Below are 16,247 nucleotides of genomic sequence, written 5' to 3' on the forward strand. Positions count from 1 at the left end.
GGTGTGTGGGGGTTTTGTGGGGGAAGTATGGAGATTATGTGGAGACTGGGCCGGCGATTGGCCGCGACTCGGTTCTAAGCCAGACGCAAAGTCACTTCAACCCCGCCCTCGACATTGCCAATGCTCAATGTCCCGCCATGCAGCTTCACCACCTCCTCCACAAAATTGAGCCCAAGCCCGGTGCTCTTGCGGCCACTGTCCGGACGCGGCAACGAGTAGAAGCGCTCACTCAATCGCGGCAACGCGTATTCGGGAATCGCTTCGGCCTGATTGAACAGTTTGAACTCAATCTGTTCGCCAATCCGCTCGGCGCTGAATCGCAGCACGCCATTCACCGGCGTGAAATCCAGCGCATTTTCCAGCAGATTACCCAGCGCCTGACGCAACAGAAACGGTTCACCGGTCAGCGCCAGATCCCCTGGAATCGCCTGATCCACGCGTAACCGTTTGCCTTCGATGCGCCCGGCCTGAGCACTCAGCAACTCATCGACCAAATCCGCCAACGGCACGACCACCCGCTCTTCCAAGCCTTGGCGCTGCTCAACCTGCGCCAGGTTCAGCAACCGTTCGATCAACTGCTGCATCCGCACGCTTTCGCTGTCGATGTTGCTGACGAAACGCTGCCGTTGCGCCAACGGCATCTCCCCTTGCAGCAACTCCGCCGCACCGCGAATCGCCGCCAGCGGGCTCTTCAATTCATGGGTCAGCGTGTGTACATAACGCTCGACGTAGGCCTTGCCTTCGAGCTGCGTGCGCATCTGTTCCACGGCGGTCGCCAGTTGCTCCAGCTCGCCGCCGCGATAGTGCGGAACCTCGACTCGCCGGCCTTCACTCACGGCTTTCGCATAAGCGGTCAAGCGCCGCAATGCCGCGCTCAGCCACCACGACAGCAACGCACCAAACAGCAAGCCGAGGCCGATCAGCCCGGCGCCATACGCGAGCAATCGACGCTCGGTGCGATCGACGTAAGGCTGCAACGAGCTGTTGGGTTTGGCCACGGTGACCACGCCGATGATCCGACCGTTGTCGCGGATCGGCGCACCAACGTGCATCACCGAAGAGCTGGCATCATTCGGATCGCTGCGACTGGAGCGGGCGCCGTACTCACCGCGCAAAGTCAGCAGAACATCGTTCCAGCGCGAGTAATCCTGACCCACCGCCACACCGCTGGAATCCAGTACCACGATGCCCTTGGCGTCGGTGACGTAGATACGGTGGTTGACCTGATTTTTCGGCAACCCCCAGATGCTCGCCTTCGGCTGCCGCTCGCCATAGGCCTTGAGCAATTCGGGCCAACGGTTCTGATTGAGCGTGCCGGCCTTGAAATCATCGCGCAGGATTTCGGCCATCAGGTTGGCGGTGTCGACCAGGGTTTCTTCGGTGGACTGACGCACACCGGGGCGGATTTCCTCCATCACGGTGTTCAGCACGAAGTAGCCGGTCAGGCCGATGAACAGCACATAGACCAGGAATATCCGGATCCCCAAGGGCATCAGCTGTGCCCCGGACTGTAGCTGTAACCGAGGCCGCGATGGGTCTGGATCGGTTCGGCATCAGCCTTCACCAGACGCAATTTGGCGCGCACGCTCTTGATGTGGCTGTCGATGCTGCGCTCGTACCCGGCATCAGCCGCAACCCCCAACGCGTCGAGCAATTGCTCGCGGCTGAAGACGCGCTCGGGTTGCTCGATCAGACATTGCAGCAATCGGAATTCATGGCGGGTGAGATTCAAGGCCTGATTGCGATAGCTGATTTGCACGCGCTCGTTGTCGATGCGAAATAACACCGAAGAAACATTGGGCGATGCTCGCGGGACCATGCGTTTGAGAATCGCCCGGACGCGTGCCGCCACTTCCCGCGGGCTGAATGGCTTGACGACGTAATCATCGGCGCCAATTTCCAGTCCCACCACGCGGTCGATTTCGGCATCGCGCGCGCTGAGGAAAATCACCGGGACTTCACTGAAACGCCGCAACTGCTTGCAGGTTTCAAAGCCGCTGATGTCTGGCAGACCGATATCCAGAATGATCAAATCGGCCGGTGTCTGGTGCTGATGTTCAAGCGCAGCAGCGCCAAGGCTCAACCAGGTGGTGGTGAACCCTTCTCCCTGCAAGGCAAAAATCAGGGTATCGGCAATCGCCGCTTCGTCTTCGACAATCAGGATATGAGGCATGGCGTCCGAGCCCGGCAGTTGAGTGGGCGAACGGTGCCCCATGCCTCATGTCACGTCAATGAGACCACTTGAAATCAACAGTCGGGCTTGTCCGCCGTAAAACGTCGCGCCGGGTTCACGGCCGCGCCGAACTCACGCAGGGCTTTGGCGCCGATCAGCAGCGGATAGTTGAAGCTGCTGCGGTCGGTGAGGTTGACCTCAACCGTGCGCTTGACGTTACCCAGGCACAGTTCCAGATCGACCACCGGGCGCTTGGTGGGCGCCGCTACATCTTCACCCTCGTCCTCTTCGGAGCGGGTCTTGATCTTGCTGATCCGCGCGACCTTGTGTTCGTAGACCTTGTTGCTCGCGTCTTTGGTGGCGAGACGGAAGCGCACCCATTCATCGCCATCGCGGGTGAAGGTTTCGATGTCCTTGGCCGACAGCGAGGCGGTCAGGGCGCCGGTGTCCATTTTGGCCTTGAGGACTTCGCCGCCGATTTCCGGCAGCGCAATGTATTCGTAGCGACCGTACAGGGTCGGCTCGGCGGCCAGGACCGGAAGGGCCACGAGGGAAAGCAATGCGATGAGGGATTTCACGTAAGGGGCATCCTGGGAAAGTGGGCAGCGGAATTTTAGACCGTCAGTGGGCAATTCGTTCGTTCTTGAGATCGCTTCGCGGGCAAGCCTCGCTCCTACATGGATAGCGGGAAACCTGTAGGAGCGAGGCTTGCCCGCGAAGAGGCCGGAATGATCACCACAGTTCCAGCATACCCACGCAACCGTGAAACATTCGTTCCCCCCCGATTTGGCCTGCCGCCCGAAGCTGCTTATCATGGCGCGCCCAGACGCTTTCAAGAGTTACTTATGCGCCGCCTGCTCACCGGCTGTTTCGTTACCCTGCTGCTGTTGCTCAACACCCTGGTCCTGTTCGGGCCGCTGATGGTGTTTGCCCTGCTCAAACTGGTCCTGCCCGGCCGCTTGCGTGATTACGCATCAGCGGCAGTGATGTGGATCGCCGAGACCTGGGCCGAGATCGACAAGCTGATCTTCCGTCTGTGCATCCCCACGCAATGGGACGTGCGGGGCGGCGATGACCTGCGGGTCGACACGTCGTACCTTGTGATCAGCAACCACCAATCCTGGGTGGACATTCCGGCATTGATCCAGACGCTCAACCGGCGCACGCCGTTTTTCAAATTCTTCCTCAAGAAAGAACTGATCTGGGTGCCATTCCTCGGCCTGGCCTGGTGGGCACTGGATTACCCGTTCATGAAGCGCTACACCAAGGCCTTTCTGGCAAAGAACCCGCAACTTGCCGGCAAGGATCTGGAGATCACCAAAGCCGCGTGCGAGCTGTTCAAGCGCCAGCCCGTAACGGTGGTCAATTACCTGGAAGGCACCCGGTTCACGGCGGCGAAAAGCACTCAGCAGCAGTCACCGTTCACCCATTTGCTCAAGCCCAAGGCTGGCGGCGTGGCGTTTGTGCTGGCGGCAATGGGTGAACAGCTGGACGCCATTCTCGATGTGACGGTGGTGTATCCGCAGCAGAAGATTCCGGGGTTTTGGGATTTGATCAGCGGCAACGTGCCAAGGGTCATCATCGACATCAAGACCCGCGAACTCGACCCCGCGCTGTGGCAGGGCGATTACGAGAACGATCCGGTGTTTCGCGAAACGGTCCAGAACTGGGTCAACCAGCTCTGGATCGAGAAGGACCGGCGCATCGACGCCTTGCGCGCCGAGCGCCGCTGAATCAGGTGCCGGCGCCCCAGATCCCGCCCAGGTTCTGCAGCAGCGAACCGGCGACGCCCTGCTGACCGAGGTATTGCAGAATCAGCGGGGCAAACTGACCGATCATGCCGCTTTCCATGCCCAATGCGCTGAACGCATTGTTCAGGTCATTGGTGTCCTTGACGTTGCCCAAGACATTGTCCAGCCCGGCCACCTTGCCGGACGAACCGAGCAAACCGGCGATGGCACCCAGTTCACCGCCGCCGGACAGCATGTCGATGCCCGGTACGCTTTGGGCCAGTTCCGAATAGTCGGTCGAACTCAATTGATTCTTCGCCAGGCCGAGCATCGCTCCGGTACCGCCAAGCAATTGTTGTGGCGTCAGGTTCAACTCGCTGAGCGCACCCAGCAGATCGGCTGTTTCAGCAGTCGGCGCTGTCGCTGTGGCGGCGTTGTCGCCCTTCATGCCGGAAATGGCACTGGCTGCATCACTCAAGCTGAACTGAGCGAAGACCGGACTGGCCACCAGAGTCATGAGCGATGCCAGTACAAAACCACGTGAAACCTTCATCCAGACATCCTCTTGAGCCATGAAAACCGCCCGGCAATGGGCGGAAAAACCTGCCGGTTTGACTCGGCTTCTGCCGGCATGTTCCTCAGCGCTACGCCCATTTTGAGCCCGTTCGTCACCGGACAGATGGATGACTCAAACAAAAACGGCGACCCGAGGGTCGCCGTTTTGCATTGCGTGAAGCCTTATGCCGCGCTGAACAGTTTGTGTGGATCGATCACAAACTTCTTCGGCACGCCCGCATCAAACTCGCCATAGCCCTGCGGTGCCTGATCCAGGCTGATCACCTGAACGCCCACCACTTCGGCGATGTTGATGCGGTCCCACATGATCGCCTGCATCAGCTGGCGGTTGTACTTCATCACCGGGGTCTGGCCGGTGTGGAAGCTGTGGGATTTGGCCCAGCCCAGACCGAAGCGAATGCTCAGGCTGCCCATTTTCGCGGCGGCGTCCACGGCACCCGGATCTTCGGTGACGTACAGGCCTGGGATACCGATTTTGCCGGCTACCCGAACCACGCCCATCAGCGAGTTGAGCACAGTGGCCGGAGCCTCGTGCTTCACGCCGTCATGGCCGTGACCGCGCGCTTCGAAGCCCACGGCGTCGATGGCGCAATCCACTTCTGGTTCACCCAGCAATGCAGCGATTTGTTCGTGCAGTGGGGTGTCCAGGGACAGGTCGGCGATTTCGAAGCCCTGCGCCTTGGCGTGCGCCAGGCGAACGGTGTTGACGTCACCGACGATGACCACTGCCGCACCCAGCAGGCGAGCGGAAGCGGCAGCCGCCAGACCAACCGGACCGGCACCGGCGATGTACACCGTGCTGCCTGGGCCAACGCCGGCAGTCACTGCGCCGTGGTAACCGGTCGGCAGGATGTCGGAGAGGCAGGTCAGATCGCGGATTTTTTCCATCGCGCGATCGCGGTCAGGCAGTTTCAGCAGGTTGAAGTCAGCGTACGGCACCATTGCGTATTCAGCCTGGCCGCCGGTCCAGTCGCCCATGTCGACGTAACCGTAAGCACCGCCCGGACGCGCCGGGTTAACGCTGAGGCAGACGCCGGTGTGCATTTCCTTGCAGGAACGGCAGCGCCCGCAAGCCACGTTGAACGGAACGGACACCAGGTCGCCGATTTGCAGGTTCTCGACGTCGCTGCCCTTCTCGATCACTTCACCGGTGATTTCGTGACCCAGTACCAGACCGGTTTGAGCGGTGGTACGACCGCGCACCATGTGCTGGTCGGAACCACAGATGTTGGTGGAAACCACGCGCAGGATCACGGCGTGATTGATCTTCCTGCCACGCGGGTCCTGCATTTTCGGATAGTCGATTTTCTGTACTTCGACCTTGCCAGCGCCGAGATACACCACACCACGATTGCCAGACATGCTTTCACCTCGCTGTTGTTTTTATGTAATAGCCGCGTCGCCCAGGATCGGCGGCGCGTTGATTGCTCGGGTTATTGCCTGTGTGTCTTGTGTTGTTTGTAAGGGCCTCATCGCCAGCAAGCCGGCTCCTACAGGGGATCGCGTCCATTGCCGAATTTTGTGGCGGCCCTCAATCCCTGTAGGAGCCGGCTTGCTGGCGATGGGCTGCGAAGCAGCCCCAAAATCTAAAGAACGACGGTGCGATTGGCGTTCAAAAACACCCTTCTTTCGATGTGATACCCAACCGCCCGCGCCAACGTCAGCCCCTCGATATCCCGCCCCTTGGCGATCAAATCTTCCGGGTAATGACTGTGGTCCACCACCTCCACGCCCTGGGCGATGATCGGGCCTTCGTCCAGGTCGTTGTTGATGTAATGCGCTGTGGCGCCGACCAGTTTCACGCCCTTGTTATAGGCCTGGTGATACGGCTTGGCGCCTTTGAAACCGGGCAGCAGGGAGTGGTGGATATTGATCGCCTTGCCATCGAGTTTGCGGCACAGCTCCGGCGACAACACCTGCATATAGCGCGCAAGGATCACCAGTTCGGCGCCGGATTCTTCGATCACCTGCAACACCTGACGCTCTTGCGACGGCTTGTCGTTCGGGTCGAGCGGGAAGTGGTAATACGGAATCTGGTGCCAGTCAGCCAACGGCTTGAGGTCCGGGTGGTTGGAAACCACGGCGGCGACGTCCATCGACAACTGGCCGATGCGTTGGCGGTAGAGCAAATCGTTGAGGCAGTGATCGGCCTTGGAGACCATGATCACCACTTTCGGGCGGTGATGCGGCGGGGTCAGCTCGAAGATCATGCCGAACGCCTGGCCACGCTCTTCCAGCCCTGCGCGGAAGGCTTGTTCGTCGAAGCCGTCAGGCTGACGGAATTCCACGCGAATGAAGAAACGACCCGAGAGCCGGTCATCGAACGAATGGTGCTCGGTGACGTAGCAGCCCTGCTCGAACAGAAAGCGGGTCACCGCGTCCACGGTGCCGAGGACGCTTGGGCAGTCGGCGGTCAGAATCCATGTGTCTGGGGCGCGGCTCATAGTGCGGTGACTCCTGTTGTTATGGGCAACCGCTGCGCGGTTGATCGCCGGCAAGCCGGCTCCTACAGGTCAGATGAACAACTGTAGGAGCCGGCTTGCCGGCGATAAAATCTCAAGCCTGAACGCTAAGCCCGTACTCGGCCGCCGCATCCTGCAACCACAACCACCAGTAATCCGAGAAGCTGCGACGGATCAGCAGTTCCCAGGTGTCTTCGGCGGTGTGGCGGATCACCAGTTGCGATTTGGCAAACACGGTGCCGACAGCCTTGCCGACCGGGAAGCTGTTGGGGTGTACGTCGTAGCTGGTGGACTTCATCAGCACCTGGCGTACGTTCGGACCGCTCAGTTCGAGGATCTGCTGGCCACCGCTGACGTTGACGATCTGGATGTGCAGGTCGCCCAGCGCTTCACGGAGCTTTTTCTCGGCGGCAAATTCTTCGCCGGTCGGCACAATCAGCAAATACTCATCCGGCCCCATCCATTGCAGGCTGGTTTCACCCTTGACGATCACGGTCAGCGCACTCGGCAATTCAATGCCCAGGGCCTTGTGCACGCCAGCGGCGAACGCGGCATCGTGGCCATCGCCACGGATGGTCAGGTGGCCGAGGAGTTTTTTCTCACGCACGATCACGCCGGCGTTTTTGCGGCCCTTGCCGACCAGGCTGGCGAGGTCGGCATGATGCAGCGACGACTCGGCCTTGGCCCCGGTGGTTGGGCGTTGTTGGTAAACATTGGCTGCGGTCATAAAGCACCTGTTCCTGAAGTTCTTGCATCTCACCTGTGGGAGCGAGGCTTGCCCGCGAAGGCATCGACTCGGTTTTACTGAGGCACCGCGTCATCGTTCTTCGCGGGCAAGCCTCGCTCCTACAGGGGCTATGGTGTCAGATGTTCTGGCGATCGCCTTTCGGATCGAAGAACACCGAAGAAACGATTTCCGCCTCGATCACGCTGCCATCGGCCAGCGGTGCGAATACGCGCTCGCCGATCCGCTTCAAGCCGCCCTTGACCACGCCCATGGCAAACGAATAGCCGAGGGAGTTGTGCAGGTAGCTGGAGGTGACGTGACCGACCATCGTCATCGGGATCGTTTGCTTGGTGTTGAACACCAGTTGCGCACCTTCCGGCAGCCATTTGGTCGGATCGATCGGCTTCAGGCCCACCAGTTGTTTACGTTGATCACGCACGCAGTCTTCGCGATTCATGCCACGCCAGCCGATCCACGAGAACGGTTTGGTGCGACCGACACACCAGCCCATGTTCAGGTCGTCCGGGGTCATCGAGCTGTCAGTGTCCTGACCGACGATGATGAAGCCCTTCTCCGCACGCAGGATGTGCATGGTTTCGGTGCCGTACGGCGTCAGGTTGTACTGCTTGCCGGCCTCGGCGATTTTTTCGAGCACGCCCATGGCGTAGTCGGCTTGCACGTTGACTTCGTACGACAGCTCACCGGTAAACGAGATCCGGAACACCCGCGCCGGTACACCGCCGACCAGGCCTTCTTTCCAGGTCATGAACGGGAAGGCTTCGTTGCTCAGGTCGATGTCGGTGACTTCGCTGAGCAGCTTGCGGCTGTTCGGCCCGGACAGGGTCATGGTTGCCCAGTGATCCGTCACGGAAGTGAAGTACACCTTCAGCTCTGGCCATTCGGTCTGTGAGTAGATTTCCAGCCATTGCAGCACGCGCGCAGCGCCGCCGGTGGTGGTGGTCATCACGAAATGGTTGTCGGCGAGGCAAGCGGTGACGCCGTCGTCGAAGACCATGCCGTCTTCTTTGCACATCAGGCCATAACGCGCCTTGCCCACGTCGAGCTTGGTCCAGGCGTTGGTGTAGACGCGGTTGAGGAACTCACGCGCATCCGGGCCTTGAATGTCGATCTTGCCGAGGGTCGACGCATCCAGCAGGCCGACGCTGTCGCGCACGGCTTTGCATTCGCGTTTCACGGCGGCGTGAATGTCTTCACCGTTTTTCGGGAAGTACCAAGGACGTTTCCACTGACCGACGTCTTCGAATTCGGCGCCATTCTTCACGTGCCAGTGATGCAGCGCAGTGAAGCGTACAGGTTCGAAGATGTGCCCACAGTGACGGCCGGCCACGGCGCCGAAAGTCACCGGCGTGTAGTTCGGACGGAACATGGTGGTGCCCATCTGCGGGATGGTCACGTTCAGCGAACGGGCCGCGATGGCCAGGCCGTTGACGTTGCCGAGCTTGCCCTGGTCAGTACCGAAGCCCAGTGCGGTGTAGCGTTTGACGTGCTCGACCGACTCGAAGCCTTCGCGGGTCGCCAGTTCGATGGCGGCGGCGGTGACGTCGTTTTGCAGGTCGACGAATTGCTTCGGCGCACGTGCGGTGTTCTTTTCATGCGGCACCTGGAACAGCGCCAACGTAGGCTCTTCCAGACGGCTCAGGGCTTTCGGCAAGGAGCCTTCGACCACGCTGAAACCGGCTTCGCTGGCTGCGCGAGCGCCGCCTTCAAAACCGTCGGCCAGCGAATCGCCGAGGCCGTAGACGCCGTTGATGCCACCGACGCACACGCGTTTCTGCGGTGCTTCGCCCGGTACGAAACCGAGGATGTCTTCACGCCAGATTGGCTTGCCACCCAAGTGCGAAGCCAGGTGAACCACCGGGCTGTAACCGCCGGAACTGGCAACCAGGTCGCATTCGAGCCACTCGCCTGGGCTGGTCACGGCGTGGGCTTTGACGTCGATCGCGGCAACGCGAGCGGCGGTCACGTGCTTGCTGCCACGGGCCTCGATAACGGCGCTGCCGGTCAGGATGCGAATGCCTTTGGCGCGGGCTTCTTCAACCAGTGCACCACGCGGATTGCTGCGGGCGTCGGCGATGGCCACGACTTGCAGGCTGGCGTCGAGCCAATCCAAAGCAACGCGGTAGGCGTGATCGTTGTTGGTCGACAGCACCAGTTTTTTACCCGGTGCCACGCCGTAGCGACGGACGTAAGTCGACACAGCGCCGGCGAGCATGTTGCCCGGCACGTCGTTGTTGCCGTAGACCAGTGGACGCTCGTGAGCGCCGGTCGCCAGCACCACACGCTTGGCGCGAACCCGGTGGATGCGCTGACGCACCTGGCCAATCGGGGCGCGGTCGCCGAGGTGATCGGTCAGGCGCTCATGGATGGTCAGGAAGTTATGGTCGTGGTAGCCGTTGACCGTGGCGCGCGGCAACAGCAGCACGTCCGGGGTGTTCTTCAGTTCGTCGAGGACGCTGGCGACCCATTCCACGGCTGGTTTGCCGTCGAGGCTTTCGCGGGAGTCGAGCAGGCTGCCGCCGAACTCTTCCTGCTCATCGGCCAGAATGACGCGAGCACCGCTGCGAGCGGCTGCCAAAGCAGCGGCCAGGCCAGCCGGGCCACCGCCGACGATCAGCACGTCGCAGTGCTGGTTCATGTAGTCGTAGGTGTCCGGATCGTTCTCGGTCGGCGAGCGGCCAAGACCGGCAGCCTTACGAATGTACTTCTCGTAAGTCATCCAGAACGATTGCGGGTACATGAAGGTTTTGTAGTAGAAGCCCGGCGGCATCAGCTTGCCGCCGACCTTGCCGAGAATCCCCATCATGTCGTTGTTCACGCTCGGCCAGCCGTTGGTGCTGGTGGCGACCAGGCCCTGGTACAGCGCTTGTTGCGTGGCGCGTACGTTCGGAATTTGCGTGGCTTCAGTCGCGCCGATCTGCAGCACGGCGTTCGGCTCTTCAGCACCGGCGGCGAAGATGCCGCGCGGACGGGAATACTTGAAGCTGCGACCGATGATGTCGACGCCGTTGGCCAGCAGTGCAGCGGCCAGGGAATCGCCTTCAAAGCCTTTGTAGGTCTGGCCGTTGAAGGTGAAGCTCAGCACTTTGTTGCGGTCGATCCGTCCGCCGTTGGACAGGCGATTGATCTGGCTCATACCTTCTCTCCCAGAGCCGTCGTAGCCGCTTTCGAGCTATCGGTCTTGTCGGTGAATTGTGGCTTGGTGCCGATCTTGTAAGTCTCGAGAATCTCGTAGGTAACGGTGTCGCGGGTGACGTTGAAGTACTGACGGCAACCGGCAACGTGATCCCACAGCTCGTGGTGCAGGCCGCGAGGGTTATCGCGGAAGAACATGTAGTCGCCCCACTCCTCGTCGGTGCAGGTGTTCGGATCCAGTGGACGCGGGATGTGCGCCTGGCCGGATGCGTGGAATTCCTCTTCAGAGCGCAGCTCGCCGCAGTGAGGACAGAAGATATGCAACATGGGGATTTCTCCTGTTAGTGGGCAACCGCAGCAGCGCCGTGTTCATCGATCAACGCACCGTTGTGGAAACGGTCGATGGAGAAAGGTGCGGCCAATGGGTGCATTTCACCCTTGGCCAGGCTCGCGGCAAATACGTTGCCCGAACCAGGTGTTGCCTTGAAGCCACCGGTGCCCCAACCGCAGTTGAAGAACATGTTCGGGACCGGGGTTTTCGAGATGATCGGGCAGGCATCCGGCGTGGTGTCGACGATGCCGCCCCACTGCCGGTTCATGCGTACGCGGGACAAGACCGGGAACATCTCGACGATGGCCTGGATGGTGTGCTCGATCACCGGGTACGAACCACGCTGGCCATAGCCGTTGTAGCCGTCGATACCGGCGCCGATCACCAGGTCGCCCTTGTCGGACTGGCTGATGTAACCGTGTACGGCGTTGGACATGATCACGCTGTCGATAATCGGCTTGATCGGCTCGGACACCAGCGCTTGCAGCGGGTGGGATTCGATCGGCAGGCGGAAACCGGCGAGTTTGGCCATGTGCCCGGAGTTACCGGCGGTGACCACACCGACGCGCTTGGCGCCGATGAAGCCCTTGTTGGTTTCAACGCCGATGCACACGCCGTTTTCCTTGCGGAAACCGATCACTTCGGTCTGCTGGATCAGGTCCACGCCGAGTGCGTCAGCGGCACGGGCAAAGCCCCATGCCACGGCATCGTGACGAGCCACGCCGCCGCGACGCTGGACGGTAGCGCCCATCACCGGGTAGCGAGTGTTCTTGGAGCAGTCGAGGTACGGAATCTCGTCCGCTACTTGCTTGGCATCGAGCAGTTCGCCGTCCACGCCGTTGAGGCGGTTGGCGCTGACCCGACGCTCGGAATCACGAATGTCCTGCAGGGTGTGGCACAGGTTGTAGACGCCGCGCTGGGAGAACATCACGTTGTAGTTCAGGTCCTGGGACAGGCCTTCCCACAGTTTCATCGCGTGTTCGTACAGGTGCGCCGACTCGTCCCACAGGTAGTTCGAGCGAACGATGGTGGTGTTGCGCGCGGTGTTACCGCCGCCCAGCCAGCCTTTTTCGACCACGGCCACGTTGGTAATGCCGTGTTCCTTGGCCAGGTAGTAAGCCGTGGCGAGACCATGCCCGCCACCGCCGACGATGACCACGTCGTAGACCTTTTTAGGGGTCGGCGTGCGCCACATTTTCTGCCAGTTTTCATGATGGCTGAGGGAGTGTTTGAAGAGGCCGAAGCCCGAGTAGCGTTGCATAGTCATTTACTCCAAAACCGCGCTCAGCGATAAACCGGGAAGTCCGCGCACAGGGCCGACACTTGCTGCGCGACGTTCGCTTCGACATCGGCGTCGCCGAGGTTGTCGAGGATGTCGCAGATCCAGCCGGCCAGCGTGACGCACTGGGTCACCTTGAAGCCGCGTGTGGTCACCGCAGGGGTGCCGATACGCAGGCCGGAAGTGACGAACGGCGACTGTGGATCGTTCGGTACAGCGTTCTTGTTCACAGTGATGTGGGCGCGACCGAGTGCTGCATCCGCCTCTTTGCCGGTGAGGCCCTGACGAATCAGGCTGACCAGGAACAGGTGGTTATCGGTGCCGCCGGACACTACATCGTAGCCGCGTTTGATAAATACGCCGGCCATGGCCTGGGCGTTATCGATCACTTGTTGCTGGTAAGCCTTGAAACCTGGCTCCAGCGCTTCCTTGAAGCACACCGCTTTACCGGCGATCACGTGCATCAGCGGGCCGCCCTGGGCACCCGGGAATACGGCTGCGTTGAGCTTTTTCTCGATTTCTTCGTTGGCCTTGGCCAGGATCAGGCCGCCACGCGGACCGCGCAGGGTCTTGTGGGTGGTGGTGGTCACCACGTCGGCGTACGGCAGCGGGTTCGGGTACAGACCGGCAGCGACCAGACCGGCAACGTGGGCCATGTCGACGAACAGCAGCGCACCGACCTTGTCGGCGATCTGACGGAAGCGCGGGAAGTCGAGAGTCTTGGAGTAAGCCGAGAAACCGGCAACGATCATTTTCGGCTTGCACTCGACGGCCAGGCGCTCGACTTCGTCGTAGTCGATCAGACCGGTCTTGGTGTCGATGCCGTACTGCACGGCGTTGTACAGCTTGCCCGAAGACGACACCTTGGCGCCGTGGGTCAGGTGACCGCCGTGGGCCAGGCTCATGCCCAGAATGGTGTCGCCGGCTTGCAGAAGGGCCAGGTAAACGGCGCTGTTGGCCGAAGAACCGGAGTGCGGCTGCACGTTGGCATAATCGGCGCCGAACAGTTGCTTGGCGCGTTCGATGGCCAGTGCTTCAACCTTATCGACGTGCTCGCAGCCACCGTAGTAGCGCTTGCCCGGATAGCCTTCGGCGTATTTGTTGGTCAGGCCGCTGCCCTGCGCTTCCATGACGCGTTTGCTGGTGTAGTTTTCGGACGCGATCAGCTCGATGTGATCTTCCTGGCGTTGCTCCTCGGCATTCATCGCCGCCAGCAGTGCATCGTCGTAACCCTTGATCTGGTCTTGCTTGCTGAACATCGCGTCTCTCCCAGCGGCATCTGTGCGCCATTCGTCTCGGTAAGGCACGGCGTTTCGGCAGTGCCCTTTGATAGCGATGGTATGACCGGCGCAGACAGGTCAAATGCCTACGGACGCCACGCAAAGGTGCGTTTACGACATGGCGGGAAATGACAGACCGAGCCCCGTTCTCAAATCAGCGGTAAACCCTGTGGGAGCTGGCTTGCCAGCGATGAGGGCGTCACATACAGCATTGATGGCGGCTGACCCACCGCTATCGCTGGCAAGCCAGCTCCTACAGGGGTTAGGTGGCGATCTGGCGGACGAGTAACAGAAGCAGGAAATGCAGCGGATAGAGCGCATACGCCCAGCGCCGCATGGGTGGAGGATTGATGCGTCGCGCATGTCGCAACAAGAACAACCCGAGCCATGGCGCGATCAGACAAGTGGCAACGCCTGGGATCGCCGCACTGTTACCCAACCGGGCGGAGTAATACAGCACCTCCCACTGATTGGCGGCCAGACAGATCAACCCCGGCAACAGGCTGAAATACCAGGGCCGCTTGATCACCAGCAACATCGCCAGTGGCAACAACACACCAAAAACGCCGAACATCAGGTATTCCGTGAACACCGCTGCCAGCAATAAGGCAGCGACCGCAAACAGGCGCGATGGCAGCGTCTTTTGTTGCCAGCCACGCGCGACCAACAACCCAAGCGCCAGCGTAGGCAGCACGTTCAAGGTGTCAGGATCGGGGATGAACATCCTGTAAGGGATTTCGCTGATGGCACTAAACAGAATCAACCAGCCCAGATACCGCCATTGATGTGTGACTTGCCGTGAACGCGACAGGTTCGCCGCCATTGCCAGACAGAACCACGGAAACGCCAGTCGTCCGGGCACATACAGCAGATCGAGGGAATAACCGACATATCGCAGGTGATCGAGCACCATGCTCAGCAGCGCCAGCCACTTGAGCAGATCCAGTGCCCCATCCCGTTGAGTCATGTGCATAATCGCCCGTCGTCTTTGTATTTTTCTGTCAGACGCATCCTGTGTGCTCGCCGGATGATCTTCGGTAAAGTGCGCACCATCATTGACCACGAGACGCTTCACCATAAGCGTCCCGACCACGGAAAGCAGGGCCATGACCGATAAGAGCCAACAATTCGCCAGCGACAACTATTCCGGTATCTGCCCTGAAGCCTGGGCGGCGATGGAACAGGCCAACCACGGCCACCAGCGCGCCTACGGCGACGATGAATGGACCGCTCGCGCGTCCGATGATTTCCGCAAACTGTTCGAAACCGACTGCGAAGTGTTCTTCGCCTTCAACGGCACCGCCGCCAACTCCCTGGCCTTGTCGTCGCTGTGCCAGAGTTACCACAGCGTGATCTGCTCGGAAACCGCCCACGTCGAAACCGACGAATGCGGCGCGCCGGAATTCTTTTCCAACGGCTCCAAGCTGCTGGTCGCTCGCACCGAGAACGGCAAGCTGACCCCGGAATCGATCCGCGAAGTGGCCCTCAAGCGCCAGGACATTCACTACCCGAAACCGCGCGTCGTGACCCTGACCCAGGCCACCGAAGTCGGCAGCGTCTACACCCCGGAAGAAATCCGCGCCATCAGCGCCACCTGCAAAGAACTCGGGCTGAACCTGCACATGGACGGCGCGCGCTTCTCCAACGCCTGCGCGTTCCTCGGCTGCACGCCGGCCGACCTGACCTGGAAGGCTGGTGTTGACGTGCTTTGCTTCGGCGGCACGAAAAACGGCATGGCAGTGGGTGAAGCGATTCTGTTCTTCAACCACAAACTGGCCGAAGACTTCGACTACCGCTGCAAGCAGGCCGGGCAACTGGCCTCGAAAATGCGTTTCCTCTCGGCACCGTGGGTCGGGATCCTGGAAAACGACGCCTGGCTCAAATACGCCCGCCACGCCAACCATTGTGCGCAACTGCTGGCGGAACTGGTCAGCGATATCCAGGGCGTGGAACTGATGTTCCCGGTGCAGGCCAACGGCGTGTTCCTGCAACTCTCGGAACCGGCCATCGCCGCACTGACCGCCAAGGGCTGGCGCTTCTACACCTTCATCGGCAACGGCGGCGCCCGCTTCATGTGCTCCTGGGACACCGAAGAAGAACGCGTACGTGAATTGGCAGCGGATATTCGCGAAGTGATGTCCCGCTAACAACACAAACCCTGTAGGAGCCAGCTTGCTGGCGATCCAGACGACGCGGTGTGCCTGACACACCGTCATCGCCGGCAAGCCGGCGCCTACAAATTCCCGTCCCGCCTCCCATTCCGCGTACGACGAAAAACCTGTAGGAGCCAGCTTGCTGGCGATTGCCGCAACGCGGTGTGCCTGACACACCGCCATCGCCGGCAAGCCGGCTCCTACAAATCCCCGCCCCGCTCCCATTCTGTGTACGACACAAAACCTGTAGGAGCCAGCTTGCTGGCGATCCAGACGACGCGGTATGCCTGACACACCACCATCGCCGGCAAGCCGGCTCCTACAAATTCCCGGCCTACCTCTCATCCTGCGTACGACACAAACCCTGTAGGAGCCGGCTTTTT

The 16,247-nt window shown here is 60.7% G+C and carries 14 protein-coding genes; 2 read left to right on the plus strand and 12 right to left on the minus strand.

What is annotated here, in order from left to right; genetic code table 11:
- Positions 1-74 precede the first annotated feature (74 nt).
- From creC to rloA2, 3 genes are all read right to left on the minus strand, one after another.
- Positions 75-1,493: a two-component system sensor histidine kinase CreC gene (creC, locus tag PMI32_RS01840; protein ID WP_008035021.1), complete on the minus strand. Its 1,419-nt coding sequence runs from the start codon at positions 1,491-1,493 to the stop codon at positions 75-77.
- On the minus strand, positions 1,493-2,173 hold the full coding sequence (gene creB / locus PMI32_RS01835; protein WP_032829217.1) for a two-component system response regulator CreB: 681 nt from the start codon (positions 2,171-2,173) through the stop codon (positions 1,493-1,495). The genes creC and creB overlap by 1 nt, the downstream gene beginning before the upstream one ends.
- A gap of 74 nt (positions 2,174-2,247) precedes the next feature.
- Positions 2,248-2,751, minus strand: a complete 504-nt coding sequence (rloA2, locus tag PMI32_RS01830) for a retropepsin-like aspartic peptidase RloA2 (RefSeq protein ID WP_008035025.1) — start codon at positions 2,749-2,751, stop codon at positions 2,248-2,250.
- Between the two features lie 267 nt (positions 2,752-3,018).
- On the opposite strand from rloA2, the gene yihG reads away from it, so the two are divergent.
- A complete protein-coding gene (gene yihG, locus PMI32_RS01825; protein WP_008035027.1) occupies positions 3,019-3,906 on the plus strand; it encodes a 1-acylglycerol-3-phosphate O-acyltransferase, YihG family in 888 nt (295 codons plus the stop codon).
- A gap of 1 nt (position 3,907) precedes the next feature.
- Here the strand turns inward: yihG and PMI32_RS01820 are convergent, their stop codons facing one another.
- The 9 genes from PMI32_RS01820 to PMI32_RS01780 form a co-directional block, all read right to left on the minus strand.
- On the minus strand, positions 3,908-4,456 hold the full coding sequence (locus tag PMI32_RS01820) for a DUF2780 domain-containing protein (RefSeq protein WP_008035028.1): 549 nt from the start codon (positions 4,454-4,456) through the stop codon (positions 3,908-3,910).
- 185 nt (positions 4,457-4,641) lie between these two features.
- Positions 4,642-5,841 (minus strand): formaldehyde dehydrogenase, glutathione-independent, encoded by a 1,200-nt coding sequence (gene fdhA / locus PMI32_RS01815; RefSeq protein WP_008035029.1) that lies wholly within the window; start codon positions 5,839-5,841, stop codon positions 4,642-4,644.
- A 224-nt stretch (positions 5,842-6,065) separates the two neighbouring features.
- Positions 6,066-6,923 (minus strand): formyltetrahydrofolate deformylase, encoded by an 858-nt coding sequence (gene purU / locus PMI32_RS01810; protein ID WP_008035031.1) that lies wholly within the window; start codon positions 6,921-6,923, stop codon positions 6,066-6,068.
- A 112-nt stretch (positions 6,924-7,035) separates the two neighbouring features.
- On the minus strand, positions 7,036-7,668 hold the full coding sequence (locus tag PMI32_RS01805) for a sarcosine oxidase subunit gamma (protein WP_008035033.1): 633 nt from the start codon (positions 7,666-7,668) through the stop codon (positions 7,036-7,038).
- A 136-nt stretch (positions 7,669-7,804) separates the two neighbouring features.
- Positions 7,805-10,822, minus strand: coding sequence for a sarcosine oxidase subunit alpha (locus tag PMI32_RS01800; protein WP_008035035.1), 3,018 nt, complete (start codon positions 10,820-10,822; stop codon positions 7,805-7,807).
- Positions 10,819-11,148: a sarcosine oxidase subunit delta gene (locus PMI32_RS01795; protein ID WP_008035036.1), complete on the minus strand. Its 330-nt coding sequence runs from the start codon at positions 11,146-11,148 to the stop codon at positions 10,819-10,821. Before PMI32_RS01795 ends, PMI32_RS01800 begins: the two co-directional genes overlap by 4 nt.
- A 14-nt stretch (positions 11,149-11,162) precedes the next feature.
- Positions 11,163-12,413, minus strand: a complete 1,251-nt coding sequence (locus PMI32_RS01790) for a sarcosine oxidase subunit beta (protein ID WP_007947735.1) — start codon at positions 12,411-12,413, stop codon at positions 11,163-11,165.
- 23 nt (positions 12,414-12,436) lie between these two features.
- The gene (gene glyA, locus PMI32_RS01785; protein WP_008035038.1) at positions 12,437-13,690 is read right to left on the minus strand and encodes a serine hydroxymethyltransferase; all 1,254 of its coding nucleotides are present in this window, start codon (positions 13,688-13,690) and stop codon (positions 12,437-12,439) included.
- Between the two features lie 283 nt (positions 13,691-13,973).
- A complete protein-coding gene (locus PMI32_RS01780; protein WP_032829216.1) occupies positions 13,974-14,684 on the minus strand; it encodes a TraX family protein in 711 nt (236 codons plus the stop codon).
- Between the two features lie 133 nt (positions 14,685-14,817).
- Here PMI32_RS01780 and PMI32_RS01775 point away from each other — a divergent pair, with 133 nt between their 5' ends.
- The gene (locus tag PMI32_RS01775) at positions 14,818-15,858 is read left to right on the plus strand and encodes a threonine aldolase family protein (protein WP_008035042.1); all 1,041 of its coding nucleotides are present in this window, start codon (positions 14,818-14,820) and stop codon (positions 15,856-15,858) included.
- Positions 15,859-16,247: the final 389 nt, after the last annotated feature.

This window comes from Pseudomonas sp. GM60 (assembly GCF_000282415.1).
Lineage (GTDB): Bacteria > Pseudomonadota > Gammaproteobacteria > Pseudomonadales > Pseudomonadaceae > Aquipseudomonas > Aquipseudomonas migulae.

Coding starts and splice junctions, on each gene's coding strand:
- PMI32_RS01800 (WP_008035035.1), bottom strand. CDS start 10,822: ATGAGCCAGATCAATCGCCTGTCCAACGGCGGACGGATCGACCGCAAC.
- glyA (WP_008035038.1), bottom strand. CDS start 13,690: ATGTTCAGCAAGCAAGACCAGATCAAGGGTTACGACGATGCACTGCTG.
- PMI32_RS01780 (WP_032829216.1), bottom strand. CDS start 14,684: ATGCACATGACTCAACGGGATGGGGCACTGGATCTGCTCAAGTGGCTG.
- PMI32_RS01795 (WP_008035036.1), bottom strand. CDS start 11,148: ATGTTGCATATCTTCTGTCCTCACTGCGGCGAGCTGCGCTCTGAAGAG.
- creB (WP_032829217.1), bottom strand. CDS start 2,173: ATGCCTCATATCCTGATTGTCGAAGACGAAGCGGCGATTGCCGATACC.
- PMI32_RS01790 (WP_007947735.1), bottom strand. CDS start 12,413: ATGCAACGCTACTCGGGCTTCGGCCTCTTCAAACACTCCCTCAGCCAT.
- PMI32_RS01775 (WP_008035042.1), top strand. CDS start 14,818: ATGACCGATAAGAGCCAACAATTCGCCAGCGACAACTATTCCGGTATC.
- creC (WP_008035021.1), bottom strand. CDS start 1,493: ATGCCCTTGGGGATCCGGATATTCCTGGTCTATGTGCTGTTCATCGGC.
- fdhA (WP_008035029.1), bottom strand. CDS start 5,841: ATGTCTGGCAATCGTGGTGTGGTGTATCTCGGCGCTGGCAAGGTCGAA.
- PMI32_RS01820 (WP_008035028.1), bottom strand. CDS start 4,456: ATGAAGGTTTCACGTGGTTTTGTACTGGCATCGCTCATGACTCTGGTG.
- PMI32_RS01805 (WP_008035033.1), bottom strand. CDS start 7,668: ATGACCGCAGCCAATGTTTACCAACAACGCCCAACCACCGGGGCCAAG.
- purU (WP_008035031.1), bottom strand. CDS start 6,923: ATGAGCCGCGCCCCAGACACATGGATTCTGACCGCCGACTGCCCAAGC.
- yihG (WP_008035027.1), top strand. CDS start 3,019: ATGCGCCGCCTGCTCACCGGCTGTTTCGTTACCCTGCTGCTGTTGCTC.